General features: G+C 69.3%; 17 protein-coding genes and 1 riboswitch. Of the genes, 7 read left to right on the forward strand and 10 right to left on the reverse strand.

Annotated elements, in window-relative coordinates; translation table 11 throughout:
- The first annotated feature begins 354 nt into the window (after positions 1-354).
- On the forward strand, positions 355-624 hold the full coding sequence (locus KIK06_RS25385) for a GntR family transcriptional regulator (protein ID WP_268645408.1): 270 nt from the start codon (positions 355-357) through the stop codon (positions 622-624).
- A gap of 165 nt (positions 625-789) precedes the next feature.
- Here KIK06_RS25385 and KIK06_RS25390 read toward each other — a convergent pair whose 3' ends face one another.
- From KIK06_RS25390 to KIK06_RS25425, 8 genes are all read right to left on the reverse strand, one after another.
- On the reverse strand, positions 790-1,338 hold the full coding sequence (locus KIK06_RS25390; RefSeq protein ID WP_268645409.1) for a pentapeptide repeat-containing protein: 549 nt from the start codon (positions 1,336-1,338) through the stop codon (positions 790-792).
- Between the two features lie 300 nt (positions 1,339-1,638).
- Entirely contained in the window at positions 1,639-1,848 is a 210-nt protein-coding gene (locus KIK06_RS25395; RefSeq protein WP_268645410.1) for a hypothetical protein, read from the reverse strand.
- Between the two features lie 692 nt (positions 1,849-2,540).
- Complete coding sequence (locus KIK06_RS25400; protein ID WP_268645411.1) at positions 2,541-3,749, reverse strand: helix-turn-helix domain-containing protein; 1,209 nt, start codon at positions 3,747-3,749, stop codon at positions 2,541-2,543.
- A 406-nt stretch (positions 3,750-4,155) separates the two neighbouring features.
- Complete coding sequence (locus KIK06_RS25405; RefSeq protein ID WP_268645412.1) at positions 4,156-5,007, reverse strand: P22 phage major capsid protein family protein; 852 nt, start codon at positions 5,005-5,007, stop codon at positions 4,156-4,158.
- Between the two features lie 53 nt (positions 5,008-5,060).
- A complete protein-coding gene (locus KIK06_RS25410; protein ID WP_268645413.1) occupies positions 5,061-5,240 on the reverse strand; it encodes a hypothetical protein in 180 nt (59 codons plus the stop codon).
- Positions 5,240-5,410, reverse strand: coding sequence for a hypothetical protein (locus KIK06_RS25415; RefSeq protein WP_268645414.1), 171 nt, complete (start codon positions 5,408-5,410; stop codon positions 5,240-5,242). Before KIK06_RS25415 ends, KIK06_RS25410 begins: the two co-directional genes overlap by 1 nt.
- Before the next feature lie 883 nt (positions 5,411-6,293).
- On the reverse strand, positions 6,294-7,835 hold the full coding sequence (locus tag KIK06_RS25420) for a recombinase family protein (protein ID WP_268645415.1): 1,542 nt from the start codon (positions 7,833-7,835) through the stop codon (positions 6,294-6,296).
- An 86-nt stretch (positions 7,836-7,921) separates the two neighbouring features.
- Positions 7,922-9,169 (reverse strand): sensor histidine kinase, encoded by a 1,248-nt coding sequence (locus tag KIK06_RS25425; RefSeq protein WP_268645416.1) that lies wholly within the window; start codon positions 9,167-9,169, stop codon positions 7,922-7,924.
- Positions 9,170-9,312: 143 nt separating this feature from the next.
- On the opposite strand from KIK06_RS25425, the gene KIK06_RS25430 reads away from it, so the two are divergent.
- On the forward strand, positions 9,313-10,521 hold the full coding sequence (locus tag KIK06_RS25430) for a DUF418 domain-containing protein (protein WP_268645417.1): 1,209 nt from the start codon (positions 9,313-9,315) through the stop codon (positions 10,519-10,521).
- 104 nt (positions 10,522-10,625) lie between these two features.
- On the opposite strand, the gene KIK06_RS25435 is transcribed toward KIK06_RS25430, so the two are convergent.
- Both KIK06_RS25435 and KIK06_RS25440 read right to left on the reverse strand, forming a co-directional pair.
- Positions 10,626-10,910 carry a MoaD/ThiS family protein gene (locus tag KIK06_RS25435; protein ID WP_268645418.1) on the reverse strand — a complete coding sequence of 95 codons (285 nt, stop codon included), beginning with the start codon at positions 10,908-10,910 and terminating at the stop codon, positions 10,626-10,628.
- Between the two features lies 1 nt (position 10,911).
- The gene (locus tag KIK06_RS25440; RefSeq protein ID WP_268645419.1) at positions 10,912-12,015 is read right to left on the reverse strand and encodes a WD40/YVTN/BNR-like repeat-containing protein; all 1,104 of its coding nucleotides are present in this window, start codon (positions 12,013-12,015) and stop codon (positions 10,912-10,914) included.
- A gap of 433 nt (positions 12,016-12,448) precedes the next feature.
- On the opposite strand from KIK06_RS25440, the gene KIK06_RS25445 reads away from it, so the two are divergent.
- The 5 genes from KIK06_RS25445 to mmsB all read left to right on the forward strand — a co-directional run bounded on the left by KIK06_RS25445 (position 12,449) and on the right by mmsB (position 18,281).
- The gene (locus tag KIK06_RS25445; RefSeq protein ID WP_268645420.1) at positions 12,449-13,036 is read left to right on the forward strand and encodes a TetR/AcrR family transcriptional regulator; all 588 of its coding nucleotides are present in this window, start codon (positions 12,449-12,451) and stop codon (positions 13,034-13,036) included.
- A gap of 128 nt (positions 13,037-13,164) precedes the next feature.
- Positions 13,165-13,351: riboswitch (cobalamin riboswitch) on the forward strand.
- 215 nt (positions 13,352-13,566) lie between these two features.
- Complete coding sequence (locus KIK06_RS25450) at positions 13,567-15,093, forward strand: CoA-acylating methylmalonate-semialdehyde dehydrogenase (protein ID WP_268645421.1); 1,527 nt, start codon at positions 13,567-13,569, stop codon at positions 15,091-15,093.
- A gap of 10 nt (positions 15,094-15,103) precedes the next feature.
- Positions 15,104-16,243, forward strand: a complete 1,140-nt coding sequence (locus KIK06_RS25455) for an acyl-CoA dehydrogenase family protein (RefSeq protein WP_268645422.1) — start codon at positions 15,104-15,106, stop codon at positions 16,241-16,243.
- Positions 16,243-17,364 carry an enoyl-CoA hydratase/isomerase family protein gene (locus KIK06_RS25460; RefSeq protein WP_268645423.1) on the forward strand — a complete coding sequence of 374 codons (1,122 nt, stop codon included), beginning with the start codon at positions 16,243-16,245 and terminating at the stop codon, positions 17,362-17,364. Before KIK06_RS25455 ends, KIK06_RS25460 begins: the two co-directional genes overlap by 1 nt.
- A complete protein-coding gene (gene mmsB, locus KIK06_RS25465; RefSeq protein WP_268645424.1) occupies positions 17,361-18,281 on the forward strand; it encodes a 3-hydroxyisobutyrate dehydrogenase in 921 nt (306 codons plus the stop codon). The genes KIK06_RS25460 and mmsB overlap by 4 nt, the downstream gene beginning before the upstream one ends.
- Positions 18,282-18,355: the final 74 nt, after the last annotated feature.

Consider the following 18,355-nt stretch of genomic DNA (forward strand, 5'->3'; position numbering starts at 1 on the left):
GGGGCGACCGCTGCGAACGGGTTCCCGTAGCCCGGACCGACCGGCAGGGCGGGGCGGGGGTTCGCGGCGTAGCGGCGGACGCGGTTCGCCCGGCGTGCCTCTCGACGGAGTACGCGGGGGGCGGCGTGCTGCCCATGGGGCGGGCGGAGTGCACAGAGGATCACCGCGAGGCAGGAAAGTAGTGTGTGCATGTCACTGATCCCTTGAATCGGTGGCCACGCTCCGGGGGTGGTAACAACACCCGCCGGGGCTCTGTCATTTGGCGCTCGTGACTATATCGCAACCGTTCAGACCTGCCCAAGAGTTCAGAGCTTCCCAAGCCTTCAAATCTCCCTGGCGTGGGAACATGGGTTTATGACCACACCGCTTCCCGCTGGCTTCGGGCCGGACAGCCTCGTCAAGGAAGGCCCGGAACCGAAGTACGCCCAACTCGCGGCGATCCTCGCGGCCAGGATCGACCGGGGCGACTTCCCCCAGGACAAGCGGCTTCCGACAGTGGCTGACCTGCAAGCGGACTACGGGGTGTCACGCGGTACCGCGCAACGCGCGGTGTCGGTACTTGCTGAGCATGGACGCGTTCGGGTTTCGAACGGCAAAGGAGCGTGGCCAGTTCTCCGCGACTGACACGAAGAACCCCGGGGACGCTTCCCTCACAGCACCCTTGGGGGGATAGCGGGGCGAGAGCGGAGCCGCCTCAACGCGTTCCACTGTTCGTGGTGGGTGTCGGTGCACGAAAGCCCCCGACCGAACACGGTGGCCGGGGGCTGGTGGGGTGGTCGTGCGTCCAGGTCAGGCGTCGACCTTCCACCTCAGGTCGGCCACGACCGACGCCATGAGGTTCGGGACCTGGTCGGCATCAACCTTGATCCCCCGCAGCGACAGGACACCCCCCACATCCTCGGTGGTGCTCCCGCGTAGGTCACAGCCGTCCATCCGGGTTCCGTCGAACTGGACGCCTGCCAGACGGCACCCGTCCATCGCGACTCCTGACAGGTCGCAGGAATCGAACACGGCTTCGGTGAACCGGCACCCCGTGAACGCCACCCCGGAGGCGGCCCTCACCCGGGCCATGTGCGCGTAGTCGAACACGCAGTCACGGAACAGCACGTCAGACATGGTGACCTGGTTCAGAATGGCCCCGGTGAGACGGCAGTCAGTGAAGACCACACGAGACATCTTCACGTCGTTCCACCGATGTCCGGCCAGGTCCACACCCCGGTACTCAGCGTGTGAGAGAGCCGCCTTAGTCAGGGTGTCGGCATGGGGCCAGGTGGTGTGTACGTCCTCTTCGTCGTCAGGAAGCAGGACGCGCACGTCATGGACGTTCACGGTTTCCATCAGTTCCTCTTAGCGTTTGCCCGTGCCGTTGCACGCGGGGCACAGGATGCGTTCGGTTCCCCCGTCACGGGTGACCACGATCGTCTTGGCCCCGTTACAGGTGTCGCAGGTGGCCATACTCAGTGTCCCTTCCGGATGATAGGTGTGCTCGTTCCCTGTCGTGAGGCGGACGCGAGAACGGCGTTCGCCTCTGAGTGCCGCATCCCGTATTGACGGGTGAGGTGGGTGTGGCAGGTGTGCCAGCTTCCGGCGACGTCGCCCACGCGCCAGACTCCGTGCCCCAGATAACGGACCACGGGGTCATGCGAGGCCACCCGAACCCCTCCCCGGACGGACGTCCACGGGGAACTCAGCCGCGCAGGCGAACACGTACCAGGTCGCGCCCAGGCGCACGTGGACGTTGCCGTTCCGGGGCGGGAGGATCTGGGACACCACCCGCAACTGGCCTTCGGGCATCAACACGATGTCGTGGCGCGTGAGCTGGTCGGCGCGGCGGTACTCCCACCGCATGACGGCTACCTCCTGATCACTGGTGGGCGTAGCGGTACGGGCAGTGCCCGTCTTTGGTCAACTTCGTTCCGCACGTCGGGCACGTGAACGCGCACGTATGCGGGCACACGCGCACACGAAGCGGTACACGGGGCGTTTCGGGGTTGGGATGCTTCATCGGGGCTGTGTCTCCGTGCTGATGGTGTGCGGCCAGCGATCGCGGTCACGGTCGCGGCGAGGAAGTGGACCGGGCGTGTACGTCCGCACATTGCGGGGGCGCTCGCGCGGTTGTGCCAGATAGGCAACGTCCGCGAGGGTCCGCGCGAGGGGCGGAGGAATGCGGTCCGGAGTCACGGGAGCTTTCCTAGGAGTTCCCGTGCGAGGTGTCGCGCGAGGGCGTCTTCCGCCCCTTCGTGCGCAACGGGCACGGTCACCCCGGGCTTTCCGGGCATCGGTCGCCACCACTGGTGATCCACGTAGCGGACCGTGACCTGACGCCCCCCGTGTTCCAGGCAGACGGCCCCGGGAAGCTCACCGTCCATTGCGGGAAGGCCCCAGCGGTGCAAGGCGGAGCGCAAGGCGAGGGTGGGGTCAGAGGTATCGGCGTGCGTTCTCTGGTGGAGGCTCGCGGCAGACATAGCACCAGGCTGTAGGTACAACCAACCACAGACCAGGGACGCCGTGTCCTAGTCTCTGTTCACTAAATTCGCCTATTAGGTCCGCAATCCGACGAATTCCGCAAGTGAGTTCAAACCGGGCGGATGTACCGATCCCGCTAGCAAGTCTTGAATGATTACCACAGCCAACGTGTGATGTCGCATCCACGCGGGAGACTTACGACGCAACGTCTGTAGCGCCTTCACGGCCCCGAACGCGTCGCCCACGTCCGTGTGAGCACGGGCGATATCCAGTAGCAGCCACGTTCGCCAGGAAGGCGGAGTCTGCCCGTTCACCCGCATACCCCGGGCGAGTTGTATCGCCTCGTCGGGGCGTTCGTGCTGTACCGCGAGGCGGACGCGTTCGATGCGCACGGATGACGTGCTGAAGATCGACACCGCGCGACTGTCGGCAGGCTGAGGAAGCTTGGGGATGCGTCGCGCTTCCTTCTCCGCGTGGGCCATCATGTCGGCGGACTCGGAGTAGTCCCCGGACCTAGCCGCACTGGTAGCCCCAGACATGAAGAGTCCACCCCACACGCGCAAGCTTGCGGCTGTGGTGATGCCCCCGCGTTCAACGTCCTCCGCTGCGTGTAGGGCGAGGCCGCTCGCGTCCTGTAGGCGGTCCTGCCGTTGGTAGGCCCAAGCAACGGAGCCGTACACCATGGGAGCTAGCAACGGGTCTCCGGAGTTCTGTGCAGCGTTCGTCGCGCGTTCCAACGCTGACAACGCGAGGTCCGTTTTCCCCAGCCGGATAGACAGGTGCCCCGCAAGCTGTAGCGCTTTGCTCAACGCCGCTTCACCGTTCGCACGCTGTGGGAACGTGCCGACACACGCCACAAGGCGCGCGTCCGCGATCATCCCCGGGAGAACGCGCATGAGTTCGCCGAAGTTCGCAGAGTGGTACAGCGACCAACCGTCGGATATCTCCGCGCGCAGCAGCGGCACGGACAGTTCCTCCGCGCTCTCCGGAGCGGGCGGAGGGGCGAACAGTGGGGGCGAGATAGCGCGGCGGAGCGCCACCAGTTCCGGGGGTTCAGGGTCCCCGTTCGACGGAACGGCCGGAGGGTCACCGATCAACGCCGTGACTTCGACCCCCAACCCACTCGCGAGGGCATGCAACGTGGGAAGCCGTGCGCTGTGCCGTTGGCGCTGTTCCAGCTTCCGCACCGTATCGACGGACACGCCTGCCTTCGCGGCCAACTCTTCTTGAGAGAGGCCGGAGAAACGGCGCAGGCGTGCGAGGCGGTCACCGAGGTGCTCCATGCTGACAGGCTAGGTCCGTCGGCAGATGCGGGGGAAGTCTCTCCGAGACTCTCACTGGACTGCGAGGGGCTTGCCGCTCGCGGCACGGCAGTGGCAAAGAGCAGCGGCACGAACGGCAGAACTTCCGGCAACCCCGGCAAACCCACACGTCAACGCCTTGCCGCATGCTTGCCTTCGACCTCCTGGTCGACGGGGAACGCGGCGCGGGGCGGAGGCACGCGGCACGGCCTCCCACACGCGGAGCGGCACACCTCGCGCGTGCACGCCCGTAATGCGTGCGCGTCCGCCCGCATGCTCGCACTGGTCACGTTGGGTAGTCAAAAAGCCCAGACTTGGGCAGCGATCGAGTCGCTGAATCCCGCCGCTGTATAGCCCCTTGGTTCGGGGGTGCCCCCAGGGGCTACGTTCAAGCCGCGAGACCGAACGACATGGACTGTCGGTTATCGAGGACACCCGCACCCACGAAGGTGGACATCAGGGAGACCTCAGCACGCACGGTCATATCGAAGTCCTGCACGACTCGCAGGCTGTACCCGTTGTGCCGCTGCGAAGCGGACTTACCCGCACCCTCAGAGACTCGCGGGGCACGACACGCCAGTGCGAACGCGTCGCGTGTAAAGGCGGTAGCGCCGTTCACAAATGGAGAGATGAACACTCGGAACCCGAACACGCGGCCAATCTCACCGTTTCGCAGAGTCTCATCACTGCCAGCGGCAGCGGCGTTCTGAAGTGCTGGAATGGTCAGGAACGCTTCCATCAGTTCCGGACCGATGACCATTACCCGGCCGTTCATTTCCAGCTCGCGGCGCGTGAATTCAGCGGCAGCTTTAGCGACGGCCGCGAGCGGGTTCACGGGGTCGATGGTGTCAGTAGCAGAGGCAACCTGCGTGTTAATCACGTCGGCCACGGCTTTTTCACAGAACTTCGCCACTCCGGAAGCCTGCCGCTGTAGGACCTGCGCCCCGTACTGGTAGATGTCGAGGGTCATTTCCTTGTCGGTGAGGCGTACAGCGTTGTATGCCTCTGCCGACAGGGTGATAGGAACCGCACCGTCTACCACATCCGAATACTCCGTAGGAAGTCCGGTGCCGTCCTTCGCCTCAATCACGTGTGGAACGCGGACACGAACCGTCTCCCCGACACCCCCAACAAAGTCCCGTTCCGCATCACGAAACACCAACTGGGAAAGCACCGAAGATGCCTCTACCAGGCCAAGCGACGCGGAAACAACATCAGAAATTGCAAGGTCGTGCGCCATACGCGCACCTCCTAAGGTTTAGTGCCCCGGCGACTCGCGGGTACAGAAATGGTCTACTGTGCGCCGTTGCGTACGGCCCGCGCGAAGCCTGCGGGGTCCTCTGCGGGAGCCCTGGTGTTGATCACCTTGAGCAGCAGGGCGACAACCCGTCGAAGCTCGGAGAAATCCCCTTGGGCAAGGGGTTTGAACTCGCGGGGAAGTTCCTCGGCGATGTCGATGGGAAGGTTCGCCATCAACGCTCCCCGGCGGGAATATACGCGTTGCGGTGCTCCGGGTAAAGGACAGCGAACTCGTCACGAGCCGCGAGGAACACAGGGAAGCTCTTCGGGTCACGGCGGTGGGCAGTGGAATGAACGGCATAGGTCAGCGCGTCAAAGATGGCGGTGTACTGGTCAAGGGTCATTTTCGCTCCATAGATCGGTGGACAGCGGGCGAGGGTTTGCCCGACACCTAATTATCCGTCCGGGCGTATGCCCGTCAGGAACTTGCCGGTCACCTAGTTATTGTTCCCTGTGCTCGCCGCAGGTCAGAGGGGGCGTGAAAGAGTGCGTTACCGACCCGCGTCCGAATTCTGTACATCGCGGGGAGGCTGTGCGGTCGACGCGCTTTCGAATCAATTTCCCCTTAAGCCCCTCAGGTGCCCCCAGAATGAACAGAATCCATTTACCCAACCAATCCCACCAGGGGCATGCTTGAAATCCCGCACGGGCCATTTGAGGGGCGTTTGGAGGCATGGGGGGCGCATGTCGCAGTCGCCTCGCGGGAGGGGCGGGGCGGTACTCTGCGAGCCCCTCGGGCCGTGCTCGCGGCGAAGCGGTGTGCGCAGACTAGCGGGGTCGTGTGGCCGGGGTCACACCTGTATCTAGAATCCCTACGTAGCAAGGCTTCCAGGATCTGCCCTTCCTGTGTGCCCTAGGCCACTTCGTCACCACGGCGGCGCGCCGCCTGCCGCGATGTCTCGCGGAGGGGCGGGGTGCACTGCGAGGCGTAGCCATTCTGTCACTAGGTGTCGAGAGTGTAGAAATGTAGGAACGCGGGCGAGTTCGGTAATCCCTTAGAAGTTTCTATATGTTTACTGAGTTCTGCTAAGAATCTACACTTCTACATCATCCCAGGTCAGGCCGGATGATTTTAGGGCACCCTAACTTCTAGATCTACACTGGCCGTCTCGGGGTAAGGGTCCGCCTACCGTGAGTAGTGGCCCCGGGTGCAACAAAATGGGGCGCTCCGCGAGGTATCCCCGCCGAACGCCCCGTGTGGCTACGCGCTGTGTACGCCAGTGGGGGCTACGCGGCGTCGGCCCAATGAATCGTGATGCGCTCCGCGCCAACGAACTTCACGCCCTGTGCGCGTGCCTTGCGGACCGTTACCTTGTTGATCGCTAGGCGAAGCAGGTCCCGCCGGAGCGGAAGGGACGCGGCTTCCCATGCCTCGCGAACGGCGTCGTCGTCGCCGGACAGGAAGGGGAGATCCAGGGTCGGGGACGTCTCCCACTTACTCAGGGTCTCTTTCGCGTCGTCCACGGCTTGCGTGGCCTCCGCGAGTAGGGGACCGAAGTAGCGCGCGGCGGGACCGTCGTACACCCCGGCTTGCCGGTCCTGTAGCAGTCGCTCTAGCCCGTTCTCCGCCGCGCGGAGGGCTGCGCGCGCGGCTGCCTCCTCCTCCGTCTCCTCTGGCTTGACGAGCGCGGCCCACCGCTGGGACACGACGTGCAACAGAGGGTCGTCCACCTCCGCGTTACTCAGTCGCGCCACCCACTGCTGAAACACGTACTCCTCCGCCGCGTGACCCCGGACGGACGCACGGGCTTCGCACGCACGACCGCCCAGAACGGCGGCGCACGCGTATGACCGTCCCTGGTACGGCATCGACCGTCCGCACTCCGCGCAGCGGGTCAACCCCGTGAGTAGGTGTCGCGGCCGTGTGTCCCGCTTGCCGTCGTTCGCGGGCACCGCGCGACCGACCTTGAGCCCCTGGACTGTCGCCATGGCGTCGCGCTGCTGCGCGTCGGTCACCAGACCGGGAACCCGTTCGCCGTCCTGGTCGCGGAGATACACGCGTTCACCGCTCGTGTTGCGGTAGATGTTCCGCTTCCCCTTGTTCGCTACGACCTGCCACCCCGCGTACACGGGGTGGTGGATCATGGAGTGGACGACGTTGTACCGCCACCGCGTACCCCCGGGGGACGGGATGCCCTCGTTGTCCAGCCAACGAACGATCTCGCGGGTACTGGCACGTTCCTCGGAGACACGGCGGAACATCTCGCGCACGATGTCCGCGCGGGACGGCTGGTCGGGGGCTGCCGGGGTGGTGTCGGGGGAGAGCACACGGTCCCGAGACACGGCGTAGCCCCATGGGGCTCTGGCGGCCACCCACAACCCCGCGTCCCGCTGCTCTTGCTTCGTGTCGCGGACACGGCGAGACAGGGTCTCGGAGTACTCGCGGGCTTCCTCCGCGCGGTTGATGATCCAACGGCGGTCGCGGGACTCGTTGGAGTCCAAGCCGTCCATGTCGAAGACGACGCGTGCCTTACCGATCACGCGCAAGAGGTCTTCCGCGCCCTTACGGCTGAATCGGTCGACCGCGTAGGCCCACAGGGCGGGAACGTCCTCGTTGGCGAGTGCGGAGAGCGCGCGGTCAAAGTCGGCCCGCTCCACGTCCGCGTAGCCGGATGCGATGTCCTTCCAGACCCGTCGCACGGTGTAACCGTTGCGTGCTGCCCACCTTCGCCCCTGCTCTTCCTGGGCGTCGGTGCTCAACTCCTGTCGGTGACCGCGAACGAGCTTCGACTTCCTGACATACAGGTCAATCTCGGGGGAGACGTCCATATGCGTGATCCTAGAGGTCTATATCCACAGGTCACATACATGGTGTGCATGTGTCCTGTCCTCCTCGGCGAGCAGTACCCGAATCGTCACGCGTCCTCGTCTCCGTTCCGGCCGTCCGACCCGTCGCCGGACAGCGGCAGCCACGCCCGTACGACCCACCCCCGGGTCCGGCCCGGCGGACCGGCGGTCAGTTCTCCGCCGAGCAGCCTGGCCCGTTCGGCCATGCCGACCAGACCGTAACCGCCGCCCACCTGGACCCCGGCTCCGCGCCCGTCGTCGTGGACGCGCAGGCGCACACCGTCGTCGAGCACCTCCACGACCACGCTCACCCGTTCGGCGCCGCGCGCGTACCGCAGCGCGTTGGTCACCGACTCCTGGGCGATCCGCAGAATCGCCGTGCCGACGGCGGGCGGCAGGTCCGCCACGCCGCCGCTGGTGTGCACGCACACCTCGGGACGCCCGGGCCGGGCGGGAGCGGCCAACCGGGTGAGCCCCTCCGCGGGGTTCGGGTTCAGGGGGGCGTCCTCGTGTTCCCGCAGCCGGGAGACCATACCGCGCATGGACTCCAGCGCGCGTGTGCCCGCGGCCTCGATCTCCGGCAGCGCCGCGCGCACCGTCTCCGGGTCGCGTTCGGCGATGTGCCGGAGGGCCTGGACCTGGACCACGATCCCGGTGACCTCGTGGGCGACCACGTCGTGCAGGTCGCGGGCGAGGGACAGCCGTTCGTGCGCCCGGACCGCCTCCACCTGGGCGGCGTGCCGGGCCGCTCGCCACCGCAGGTACAGCCCGGGGGCCACTCCCATCCCGACGAGCACCAAGGCGAGGGAGAGCTGGTTCGACCAGTACGGCTCCCGCAGGTACTCGGACAGGAAGGCCGCGTACGCGGCCGCGGAGACGGCGCCGACCTGCCAGGCCCGGCAGCGCAGGGCCGTGAGCGCCAGCAGGAACAGCAGCGCGAGGACCTCGGACAGGGCGAAGGCGTACCCGAACTGCCCCTTGGGCGGGGACCACAGGACCACGGAGGTCGCCGTCACGGTGAGGGCGCCGCCGAGGCCGAGGAGCGCGGTCGAGGCCGCCCGGGTACGCGGTGGGAGCGCGACCAGGCAGAGGAGGACGAGCAGGGTGCCGGACCCCAGCGTCAGGACGTAGAGGGAGGTGACCGGCGGGCCGAGCCAGTCGCCGACGGGGTGGAGGGACCGCACCGTGTTGGCGAGGTCGAGGGGCCAGACCAGGAGCAGCAGGGCCGCCGCGCTCCACGCGACGAGCCGGGGCAGCCCGCCGTCGACGTGCGAGAGGTGTTCGGTGATGCGGGCGAACGCCCTGTTCAGCGCCATGGTGATCAGGCTAGGCAGGAACGCCGTGCGCGGCCTCGGCCGAAAGGATGAGACGGCGCGCCGCGGGGGTCGGCGGATCGGTCGATGCGCGGCGGAGGGTGCGCGGGCGAGGGTTGACGGGTGCCTACCAAGGAGGGGAACCCGTGACCGAAGTCCATGCCCGACCCGTACCCCAGGCGCCGCCCGTTCCCCGGGTGGCCTTCCTCGACGTCGCGCGGGCGCTCGCGATGATCGGCGTGGTCATGATGAACGTGACGGTCATCGTGTTCGCCGCCGAGCGTGCCGGGGAACTCGCCCCGAGCACGCTCACCTCCGCCGTCGACACCGGCGCCACGCTGCTCATGTCAGGCAAGGCCAGGGCCATGCTCATGGTGCTGCTCGGGGTGGGAACCGTGCTCGCGTGGCGCGGCGCGGCCCGGCGCGGACAGCGCCCCATGGTGGTGATGGTTCGCCGGTACGCCGTGCTCGGACTGCTCTTCGGGGTCCCGCACCTGCTCGTGTTCGACGGTGACATCCTCACCCACTACGCGATCACCGCGGTCGTCCTGGCTCCGATGATGCCGGTTCTGCTGTCCGGAACGCGGCGGCGTCCTCTGGCCGCGGCCGTCCTGCTCTTCGCCCTCGCGCCGGTCGTCGAACTCCTGATGCCGACGGGTGGCGCGTGGATCCTGGTCTCCCTCGTCCCGCAGACCCTCGCGTTCTTCTGCGTCGGCGTGTGGCTGGCCCGCCGCCCCGAACTCGACCCGGAGCACCCGGGGGAGCCCTCGCGGCTGCCGGTCCGGATGATCTGGACGGGGCTCGCGGGCCAGGTGGTCGGTCTGACCGTCATGTTCGCCTCCGACCTGCTGTTCCCGATGGAGGTGGACGCCGACGGCGTCCCCGTCCACCTCGGGGCCGACGGCCTGCCGGTCACGCACCCGGGTTCGGACGCGCTCGTCTCCCTGGGCGGTTCCCTCTCGGGGATCGGCGGCGCCCTGTTCTACCTGGGGCTGGTCTGGTGGCTGGTCAACCGAGGGCGTGCCGTCTCGCGGGTTCTGGGCGCCCTCGCCCCGCTCGGCCGGATGACGCTGACCGTGTACCTGGGCAGCACCGCCGTGTTCCTGCTGGCCATGTCCCCCTTCGAGGGCGAGGTCACCCTTCTCGGCCAGTACGCCGTCGCCGTCGTCTACTTCGTCCTGACGGCGGTCGGCGCCCACTTCTGGATGGGGCGCTTCCGCCTCGGCCCGCTGGAGTGGGTGTGGCGCTCCCTCACCCACCTCCGTCCGATGCCGATGCGGTGGGACGCCGGCAGGGTTCCGCCAGACGGGTCGAGCCGCGAGCGGGGAACGAGCGTGCATCGGGCCGCGCCGTAGGCGTCGGTTGAGGGTGGTGGCGGGCGAAGACGAGGATGAGGAATCCCCGCCTTCGGGGCGTCCGAACCCGGGCCGAAGCGGAGCGCAGGCCCGCAAGACACCGCTCAACCGCCCGCCACCGAGGGGAGGAGGCGGACGTCCGCCCCGTCGGGGACCGGGGCGTCCAGGCCGCCGATGCCCCGGCACTCGTCCTCGTTGACGAACACGTTCACGTACCGGCGGAGCGCGCCCCGCTCGTCGCGGATCCGCCGGTCCAGCCCCGGATGCCGTGCGGTCAGGGCGTTCAGTACGTCCCGCAGCCCGGTGCCGTCGTCGACCTCGACCGGAACGTGGGCGGCGCCGTCCGCGTCCGCGCGAAGGAGCCCCGGCAGGTGGACCGTCACGCGCATCTCACACCTCCACGGCGCGCACGCACAGGACGTCGGGCAGGTGGGCGGCCACCTGGTGCCAGCGGTCCCCGTCGTCCGTGGCGGCGTAGACGTCACCCGTCCGGGTGCCGAAGTAGAACCCCGGCACGTCCGCCCCGTCCGTGCAGGCCGCGTCGCGCAGGACGATCCCGAAGTAGGGCTCCTGCGGCAGGCCCTCGGTGACCGGCCGCCAGCTGTCACCGCCGTCGTCCGTGCGGTACACGCCCAGGCGGTCGCCGGGCGGCAGGTGCACCTCCTGGCTGATCACCGGGAAGGTGAGCGCGGTTTCCGGACGGCTCGGGTGCGTGACCACGGCGAACCCGAAGTTGGAGGGCAGGCCCTCCTCGATGGACGTCCACCCCTCCCCGGCGGGGTCCGCGCTGCGGTAGACCCCGTGGTGGTTCTGGAGGTAGAGGACCCCGTTCGGTGCCGCCGCGACCTTGTGGACGCACTGGCCGTACTCGGGCTCCTCGTCCGGGAGGAACACGGCCGAGACGCCCTTGTTCGCCGGTGTCCAGGTCGCCCCGGCGTCGCGGGTCTGGTAGACACCGCCGGTGGACATGGCGACGGTCATGGCCTCCGGAGCGCGGTCGCCCGCCCCCAGGAGCCCCGGCAGGATGGTGTGGATCGCGCCGCCGCCCGCACCGGGGAACCAGTCCGCGCGGTGGGGGTGGTCCCAGAGGGGACGCACCAGCCTGAAGCTCAGTCCTGCGTCCGTCGACCGGAAGAGGGCGTGCGGTTCCACACCCGCGTACACCGTGTCGGGCTCGGGCCCGAACGCGAACTGCCAGACGCGGGTGAACGAGGCGTCGGTGTCCTCGGGGAAGGCGATGGGCGCGGTGCCCGGTTCGTGCCACGACGCCCCGTTGTCGTCGCTGTACCAGACACTCGGGCCGAAGTGTGAGCTCTCGGCTCCGGCGAGGATGCGGCCGGAGCGCGGGTCGACGCCGACGGCGTACACCGCGCTCATGCTCGCGTAGTCGGCCGCGTCCAGCCGGTGGGGGCCGGTCACCTCCCATGCGCGCCGATCCTCGCTCTTGGCGGTGAAGAGCCCCTTGCGCGTACCGATGACCAGGAGATACGTCATAACCAACTCCAGGGTGTGATGCAGGTCTCCCACTGTGGCACAGGGGGCCGTCATTCTGGGGGAGGTCGCGTGAACTGTGCGGTGCGCCTATAGTTAGGAAACTTAACTATTTTGTTGGGTGGAGAATTTTGGTCGGCTGACAAAATGGTCGGCCCATCGGTGGCATAACCTGCGTGAGTGGGGAACCACATTCCACGTCGGCTCCGGCCGGTCTCCGGAAGGCGGTTGTCACCCGGCGTCGGTTCTGCAATAAAATTCCGGGCCAACCGGAACATGTGCGTAGGGTCCCCGGCTGAGCCCGACGCCCGTGTCCGCAACCAGATCGGCCAAACGACTTCCCGCTACCCAGGTGCTCACGGAGCGTTTTGGGACCAGAGTACTTATGGTCTCGAGTCTCACGGAGAACCGGGTTCCCACTCGATAGGGTTGCCTCATGCACCACCCCCCGGACACGCTCCACGCCCGTAAACGGCGTAAGGCCCGCGCGTTGATCGTGTCGGCCGCCTTCCAGCTCTTCGACGAGCACGGATTCGACAACGTCACCGTCGCGGCGATCGCCGAACGCGCCGAGGTGGGGCGTACCACCTTCTTCCGGTACTTCGGGGACAAGCAGCAGGTGCTGTTCGCGGACGACGCGGATGAGATCGAGCGCGTGTGTGCCCACGTGCGCGAGAAGGCGTCCGCCTCGGTGGGGGACGACCTCGGTGCCGCGGTCGGACTCCTCCGCGAGGCGGGCGTCCGTCCGCACACCTCCCTGTCGCCCGATCACGCGGCGGTGCTGATGCGGCTGCTGCGTGAGAGCGACGACCTCAAGTCCCGCCACCTCCTGGTGCAGCAGTGCCGGGCCGACAAACTGGCGAACGCGCTCATGGAGGTCGGTGCGACGGAGGCCGTGGCCGTCCTGGCCGCTCACGTCGCCATGGCCTGCGAGCTCACCGCGATGCGCCTGGCGGAGGGGCCGGAGGCCGTTCCCGCCCATCTGGACGAGGCCCACGAGCTCCTCGCGGGGCTGGACCGGTAGCGCCCCCGGTCAGGCGCGCCGACGCGCGTCCGTCCGTCTCCCCGTCCCGGGCCGCCGACTCCGGTTCCACCCAGAACACCCCCTCGACCCGTGTGGCCCGGGTCACACTCCCTGGGCCCTGGATTTACTTGGACGTCCAACTATATGGTGGGCGTCACAGAGCCGCGGTGCAGGGAAGCCGGTGGGAATCCGGCACGGTCCCGCCACTGTGTCCGGGAAGCGCTCGCCCAGACGATGCCACTGGCGTCAGCCGGGAAGGCGGGGAGAGCGCGCTGATCCGGGAGTCAGGATACCGGCCGCGGCTGTCGACAACCGTGTGATCCACGAGGATGGAGCGAGCACGCATGGCACCGGTACGCGCCCACGCGACCCGGCCCGGGCACGGAACGCCGCCCGGGCACGCGATCGGGCACGACCGCTGAACCCGGCGACCCGACACCACGGGCCGCCCGGCCGGCCGCGCACCATCGCGGCCCCGTTCCCCCATGCCCCCGTGCCCCGCTCCGCCTCCAGACGAGAGCTGGTGCGCCATGGTCAGTGAGACCCACGAACCCAACGAGCCCCGCGAACTCACGCACTTCGTGCATGGAAAGCACGTCCCCGGGCGGTCGGGCGCCTTCGGCGACGTCCACGACCCCAACAACGGCACCGTGCAGGCCCGCGTCCCCCTCGCCGACCGGGCCGAGACCGAGGCCGTCATCGCCGACGCCGAGGCCGCCCAGGCCGAGTGGGCCGCCTGGAACCCCCAGCGCCGCGCCCGCGTCCTCCTCCGCTTCCTCCAACTCGTCGACGACGAGCGCGACACCCTCGCCCGCCTCCTGTCCGCCGAACACGGCAAGACCGTCCCCGACGCGCACGGCGACATCCAGCGCGGCCTGGAGGTGGTCGAGTTCGCCGCCGGGATCCCGCACCTGCTCAAGGGCGAGTTCACCGACAACGCCGGGACCGGGATCGACGTCCACTCCCTCCGCCAGCCACTGGGCGTCGTCGCGGGCATCACCCCGTTCAACTTCCCCGCGATGATCCCGCTCTGGAAGGCCGCCCCCTCCCTCGCCTGCGGCAACGCGTTCATCCTCAAGCCCTCCGAGCGCGACCCCTCCGTCCCGCTCCGCCTCGCCGAGCTCTTCCTCGAGGCGGGGCTGCCCCCGGGCGTGCTCAACGTCGTCAACGGCGGCAAGGAGACCGTCGACACCCTGCTCACCGACCCCCGCGTGGCCGCCGTCGGGTTCGTCGGCTCCACCCCCATCGCCGAGTACGTCTACACGACCGCGACCGCGCACGGTAAGCGGGCCCAGTGCTTCGGCGGGGCCAAGAACCACATGATCGTCATGCCCGACGCCGACCTCGACCAGGCCGTGGACGCCCTGCTCGGCGCCGGTTACGGGTCCGCGGGCGAACGCTGCATGGCCGTGTCCGTGGCCGTCCCGGTCGGGCGGGAGACCGCCGACGCCCTGGTCGCCCGCCTCACCGAGCGCATCGGCGCCCTCCGCGTCGGGCCCTCCCACGACCCCGACGCCGACTTCGGCCCGCTCGTCACGCGCGAGGCCCTGGAGCGGGTCGAGCGCTACGTGGACCTGGGCGTCGAGGAGGGCGCGGAACTGGTCATGGACGGGCGCGGGCACACCGTCCCCGGATACGAGGACGGGTTCTTCACCGGCCCCAGCCTCTTCGACCGGGTCACCACCGACATGCGGATCTACCGCGAGGAGATCTTCGGCCCCGTGCTCTCCGTCGTGCGCGCGGACACCTACGAGGAGGCCCTCCGCCTGCCCAGCGAGCACGAGTACGGCAACGGCGTCGCGATCTTCACCCGCGACGGCGACACCGCCCGCGACTTCTCCCAGCGCGTCAACACCGGCATGGTCGGCGTCAACGTGCCGATCCCGGTCCCCGTCGCCTACCACACCTTCGGCGGCTGGAAGCGGTCCGGGTTCGGCGACCTCAACCAGCACGGCCCCGACTCGATCCGGTTCCACACGCGCACCAAGACCGTCACCTCCCGGTGGCCGTCCGGGGCCAAGGAGGGCGCCAGCTTCACGATCCCGGTCATGCGCTAGGCGGCCCCCGTTGAACACACTCACCGAGGACCAGCTCATCCTGGCCGAGACCGCCCGCGACTTCGCCCGCGAGCACCTCGCGCCGCACGCCGTCGAGTGGGACCAGGCCAAGCACTTCCCCGTGGACGTGCTCCGCAAGGCCGCCGAACTCGGACTGGGCGGCGTGTACGTCGGCGAGGGGTCCGGGGGCTCCGGCCTGACCCGCCTCGACGGCGCCATCGTCTTCGAGGCCCTGGCCACCGGCTGCCCGTCCATCGCCGGGTACCTGTCCATCCACAACATGGTCGCCTGGATGGTCGACCGCTACGGCTCCGACGAACAGCGGGCCCGCTGGCTGCCCGACCTCTGCTCCGCCCAGACCCTGGGCAGCTACTGCCTCACCGAACCCGGCGCGGGCTCCGACGCCGCCGCGCTCGGCACGCGCGCCGAGCGCGACGGCGACCACTACGTCATCACCGGCACCAAGCAGTTCATCTCCGGCGCGGGCGCGTCTGAGGTGTACCTGGTCATGGCCCGGACCGGGGACACCGGATCCTCCGGCGTGTCCGCGTTCGTCGTCCACCGCGACGACCCGGGGCTGTCCTTCGGCGCCAACGAGACCAAGATGGGCTGGAACGCCCAACCCACGCGCCAGGTGATCCTGGACGCCGTCCGGGTCCCGGCCGACCGCCGTCTGGGGGAGGAGGGCGACGGCTTCCGGATCGCGATGCACGGCCTCAACGGCGGCCGGCTCGGGATCGCCGCCTGCTCGCTCGGCGGGGGCCGTGCCGCCCTGGAGGCCAGTACCGCCTACCTGGGCGACCGGGAGGCGTTCGGATCACCGCTGATCAACGCCCAGGCGCTGCGGTTCCGGCTCGCCGGGATGGCCACGGAGCTGGAGGCCGCACGGTCCCTGCTGTGGCGGGCCGCCGCGGCTCTGGACGCGGGCGACCCCGAGGCGCAGCAGCTGTGCGCCATGGCCAAGCGGTTCGCCACCGAAGCCGGGTACACCGTCGCCGACGAGGCCCTCCAACTGCACGGGGGGTACGGGTACCTCACCGAGTACGGGATTGAGAAGATCGTCCGCGACCTGCGGGTGCACCGAATCCTGGAAGGAACCAACGAGATCATGAGCCTGATCATCGCTCGCGGACTCACCGGGGCCGCCTGATGTCCGAGACACCCGGAGCCGCCACCACGTCCACCGGAGCCGCCCTGCCCACCCCGCCCGACGCCGAGGTCGTGGCGCGCGTCGAGGGCGGGCTCGGCCGCATCACCCTGAACCGGCCCCGCGCGATCAACGCCCTCAACCACGCCATGGTGCGGGACGTCGAGGCCGCCCTCACCGCCTGGGAGGGCGACGACGCCGTGGCCGCCGTGCTCATCGACGGGGCGGGGGAGCGCGGCCTGTGCGCGGGCGGCGACATCCGCTCCATCCAGGCCAGCGCCAAGGAGGACGGTCACGAGGCCGCCGCCTTCTGGCGCGACGAGTACCTGCTCAACGCGCACATCGCCCGGTTCACCAAGCCGTACGTCGCGCTCATGGACGGCGTCGTCATGGGCGGCGGGGTGGGCGTGTCCGCGCACGGGAGCGTCCGCGTGGTCACCGAGCGCTCCACCGTCGGCATGCCCGAGGCCACGATCGGGTTCGTGCCCGACGTCGGCGGCACCTTCCTGCTGTCCCGGGCCCCCGGGGAGACCGGCACGCACATGGCCCTGACCGCCGCTCCCGTCGGCCCCGGGGACGCCGTGTACACCGGGCTCGCCGACCACTTCGTCCCGTCCGAGCGGCTGGCCGACCTGGCCGACGCGCTCACCAAGGCCGCCTCCGCCGAGGACGTCGCCGACGCCGTCGGCCGGTTCGCCGAGACCGCCCCGGCCGGTGACCTGGCCGGTTCCCGGCACTGGATCGACGCCTGCTACTCCGCCGACACCGCCGAGGAGATCGTCGACCGGCTGCGCTCCCACGGCGACAAGGACGCCGCGCGCGCCGCCGACGTCATCGAGAGCAAGTCGCCCACCTCGGTGAAGGTCGCCCTGGCGGCGCTGCGCCGGGCCCGGGAGCTGCCCACGCTGGAGGCGGTCCTGGAGCAGGAGTACCGGGTCTCGTGCGCCCTGCTGTCCTCGCCCGACCTGGTCGAGGGCGTGCGGGCGCAGGTGATCGACAAGGACCGGAGCCCGACGTGGGCGCCGGACCGGCTGGCGGAGGTGTCCGACAGCCACGTGGCGCGGTTCTTCACGGCCGCGCCGGACGGACCGCTGGGACTCATCGACGAGGGGAGCCGCGCATGACCGCCGTCGCGTTCGTCGGACTGGGCAACATGGGTGGGCCCATGGCCGCCAACCTCGTGACCGCCGGGCACACGGTCACCGGTTTCGACCTGGTGCCCGAGGCCCTGGCCAAGGCCGCCGAGTCGGGCGTCCGCGTCGCCGACAGCGCGGTGGACGCGGTCGCCAAGGCCGACGTGGTCGTCACGATGCTGCCGAGCGGCCGGCACCTGCTCACCGCCTACCTGGGCGCCGACGGAGGCGCGGGGCTGTTGGCCGCCGCCCGCCCCGGGACGCTGTTCGTGGACTGCTCGACCGTGGACGTGGCCGACGCCCGGGCCGCCAACGCCGAGGCCGTCGCCGCGGGCCACCGTGCCGTGGACGCCCCGGTCTCGGGCGGTGTCGTGGGCGCGACCGCCGCGACGCTCACCTTCATGGTGGGGGCCGAGGGCGCCGACTTCGCCGACGTGGAGCCGCTGCTGTCCGCGATGGGCCGCAAGGTGGTCCACTGCGGCGGGCCAGGGGGCGGGCAGGCCGCGAAGATCTGCAACAACATGGTGCTGGGCGCGTCGATGATCGCGGTCAGCGAGGCGTTCGTGCTCGGCGAGCGGCTGGGGCTCACCCACCAGGCGCTGTACGACGTGGTCTCGACCGCGTCCGGGCAGTGCTGGTCGCTGACCACCAACTGCCCGGTGCCCGGGCCGGTCCCGACCAGCCCGGCCAACCGGGACTACCAGCCCGGGTTCGCCGCGTCGCTGATGGCCAAGGACCTGGGCCTGGCGGCCAACGCGCTGCGCGACACGGGGGTGGAGGCCGAGATCGGGCTGGAGGCGGCCCGGATCTACTCCGCCTTCGCCGAGGGGCTGGAGACCGAGCGGGACTTCTCCGCGATCGTCAACGCCATCCGTGAGCGGTCCGGCCGGCCGGGCGGCGACGCCTGACCGACGGGATACGACGAACGCCTCCGCGTGCCTGGCGCGCGGAGGCGTTTCGCTGTGTCGGTGGATGTACGAAC

Source organism: Nocardiopsis sp. EMB25, assembly GCF_026797795.1.
Lineage (GTDB): Bacteria > Actinomycetota > Actinomycetes > Streptosporangiales > Streptosporangiaceae > Nocardiopsis > Nocardiopsis lucentensis.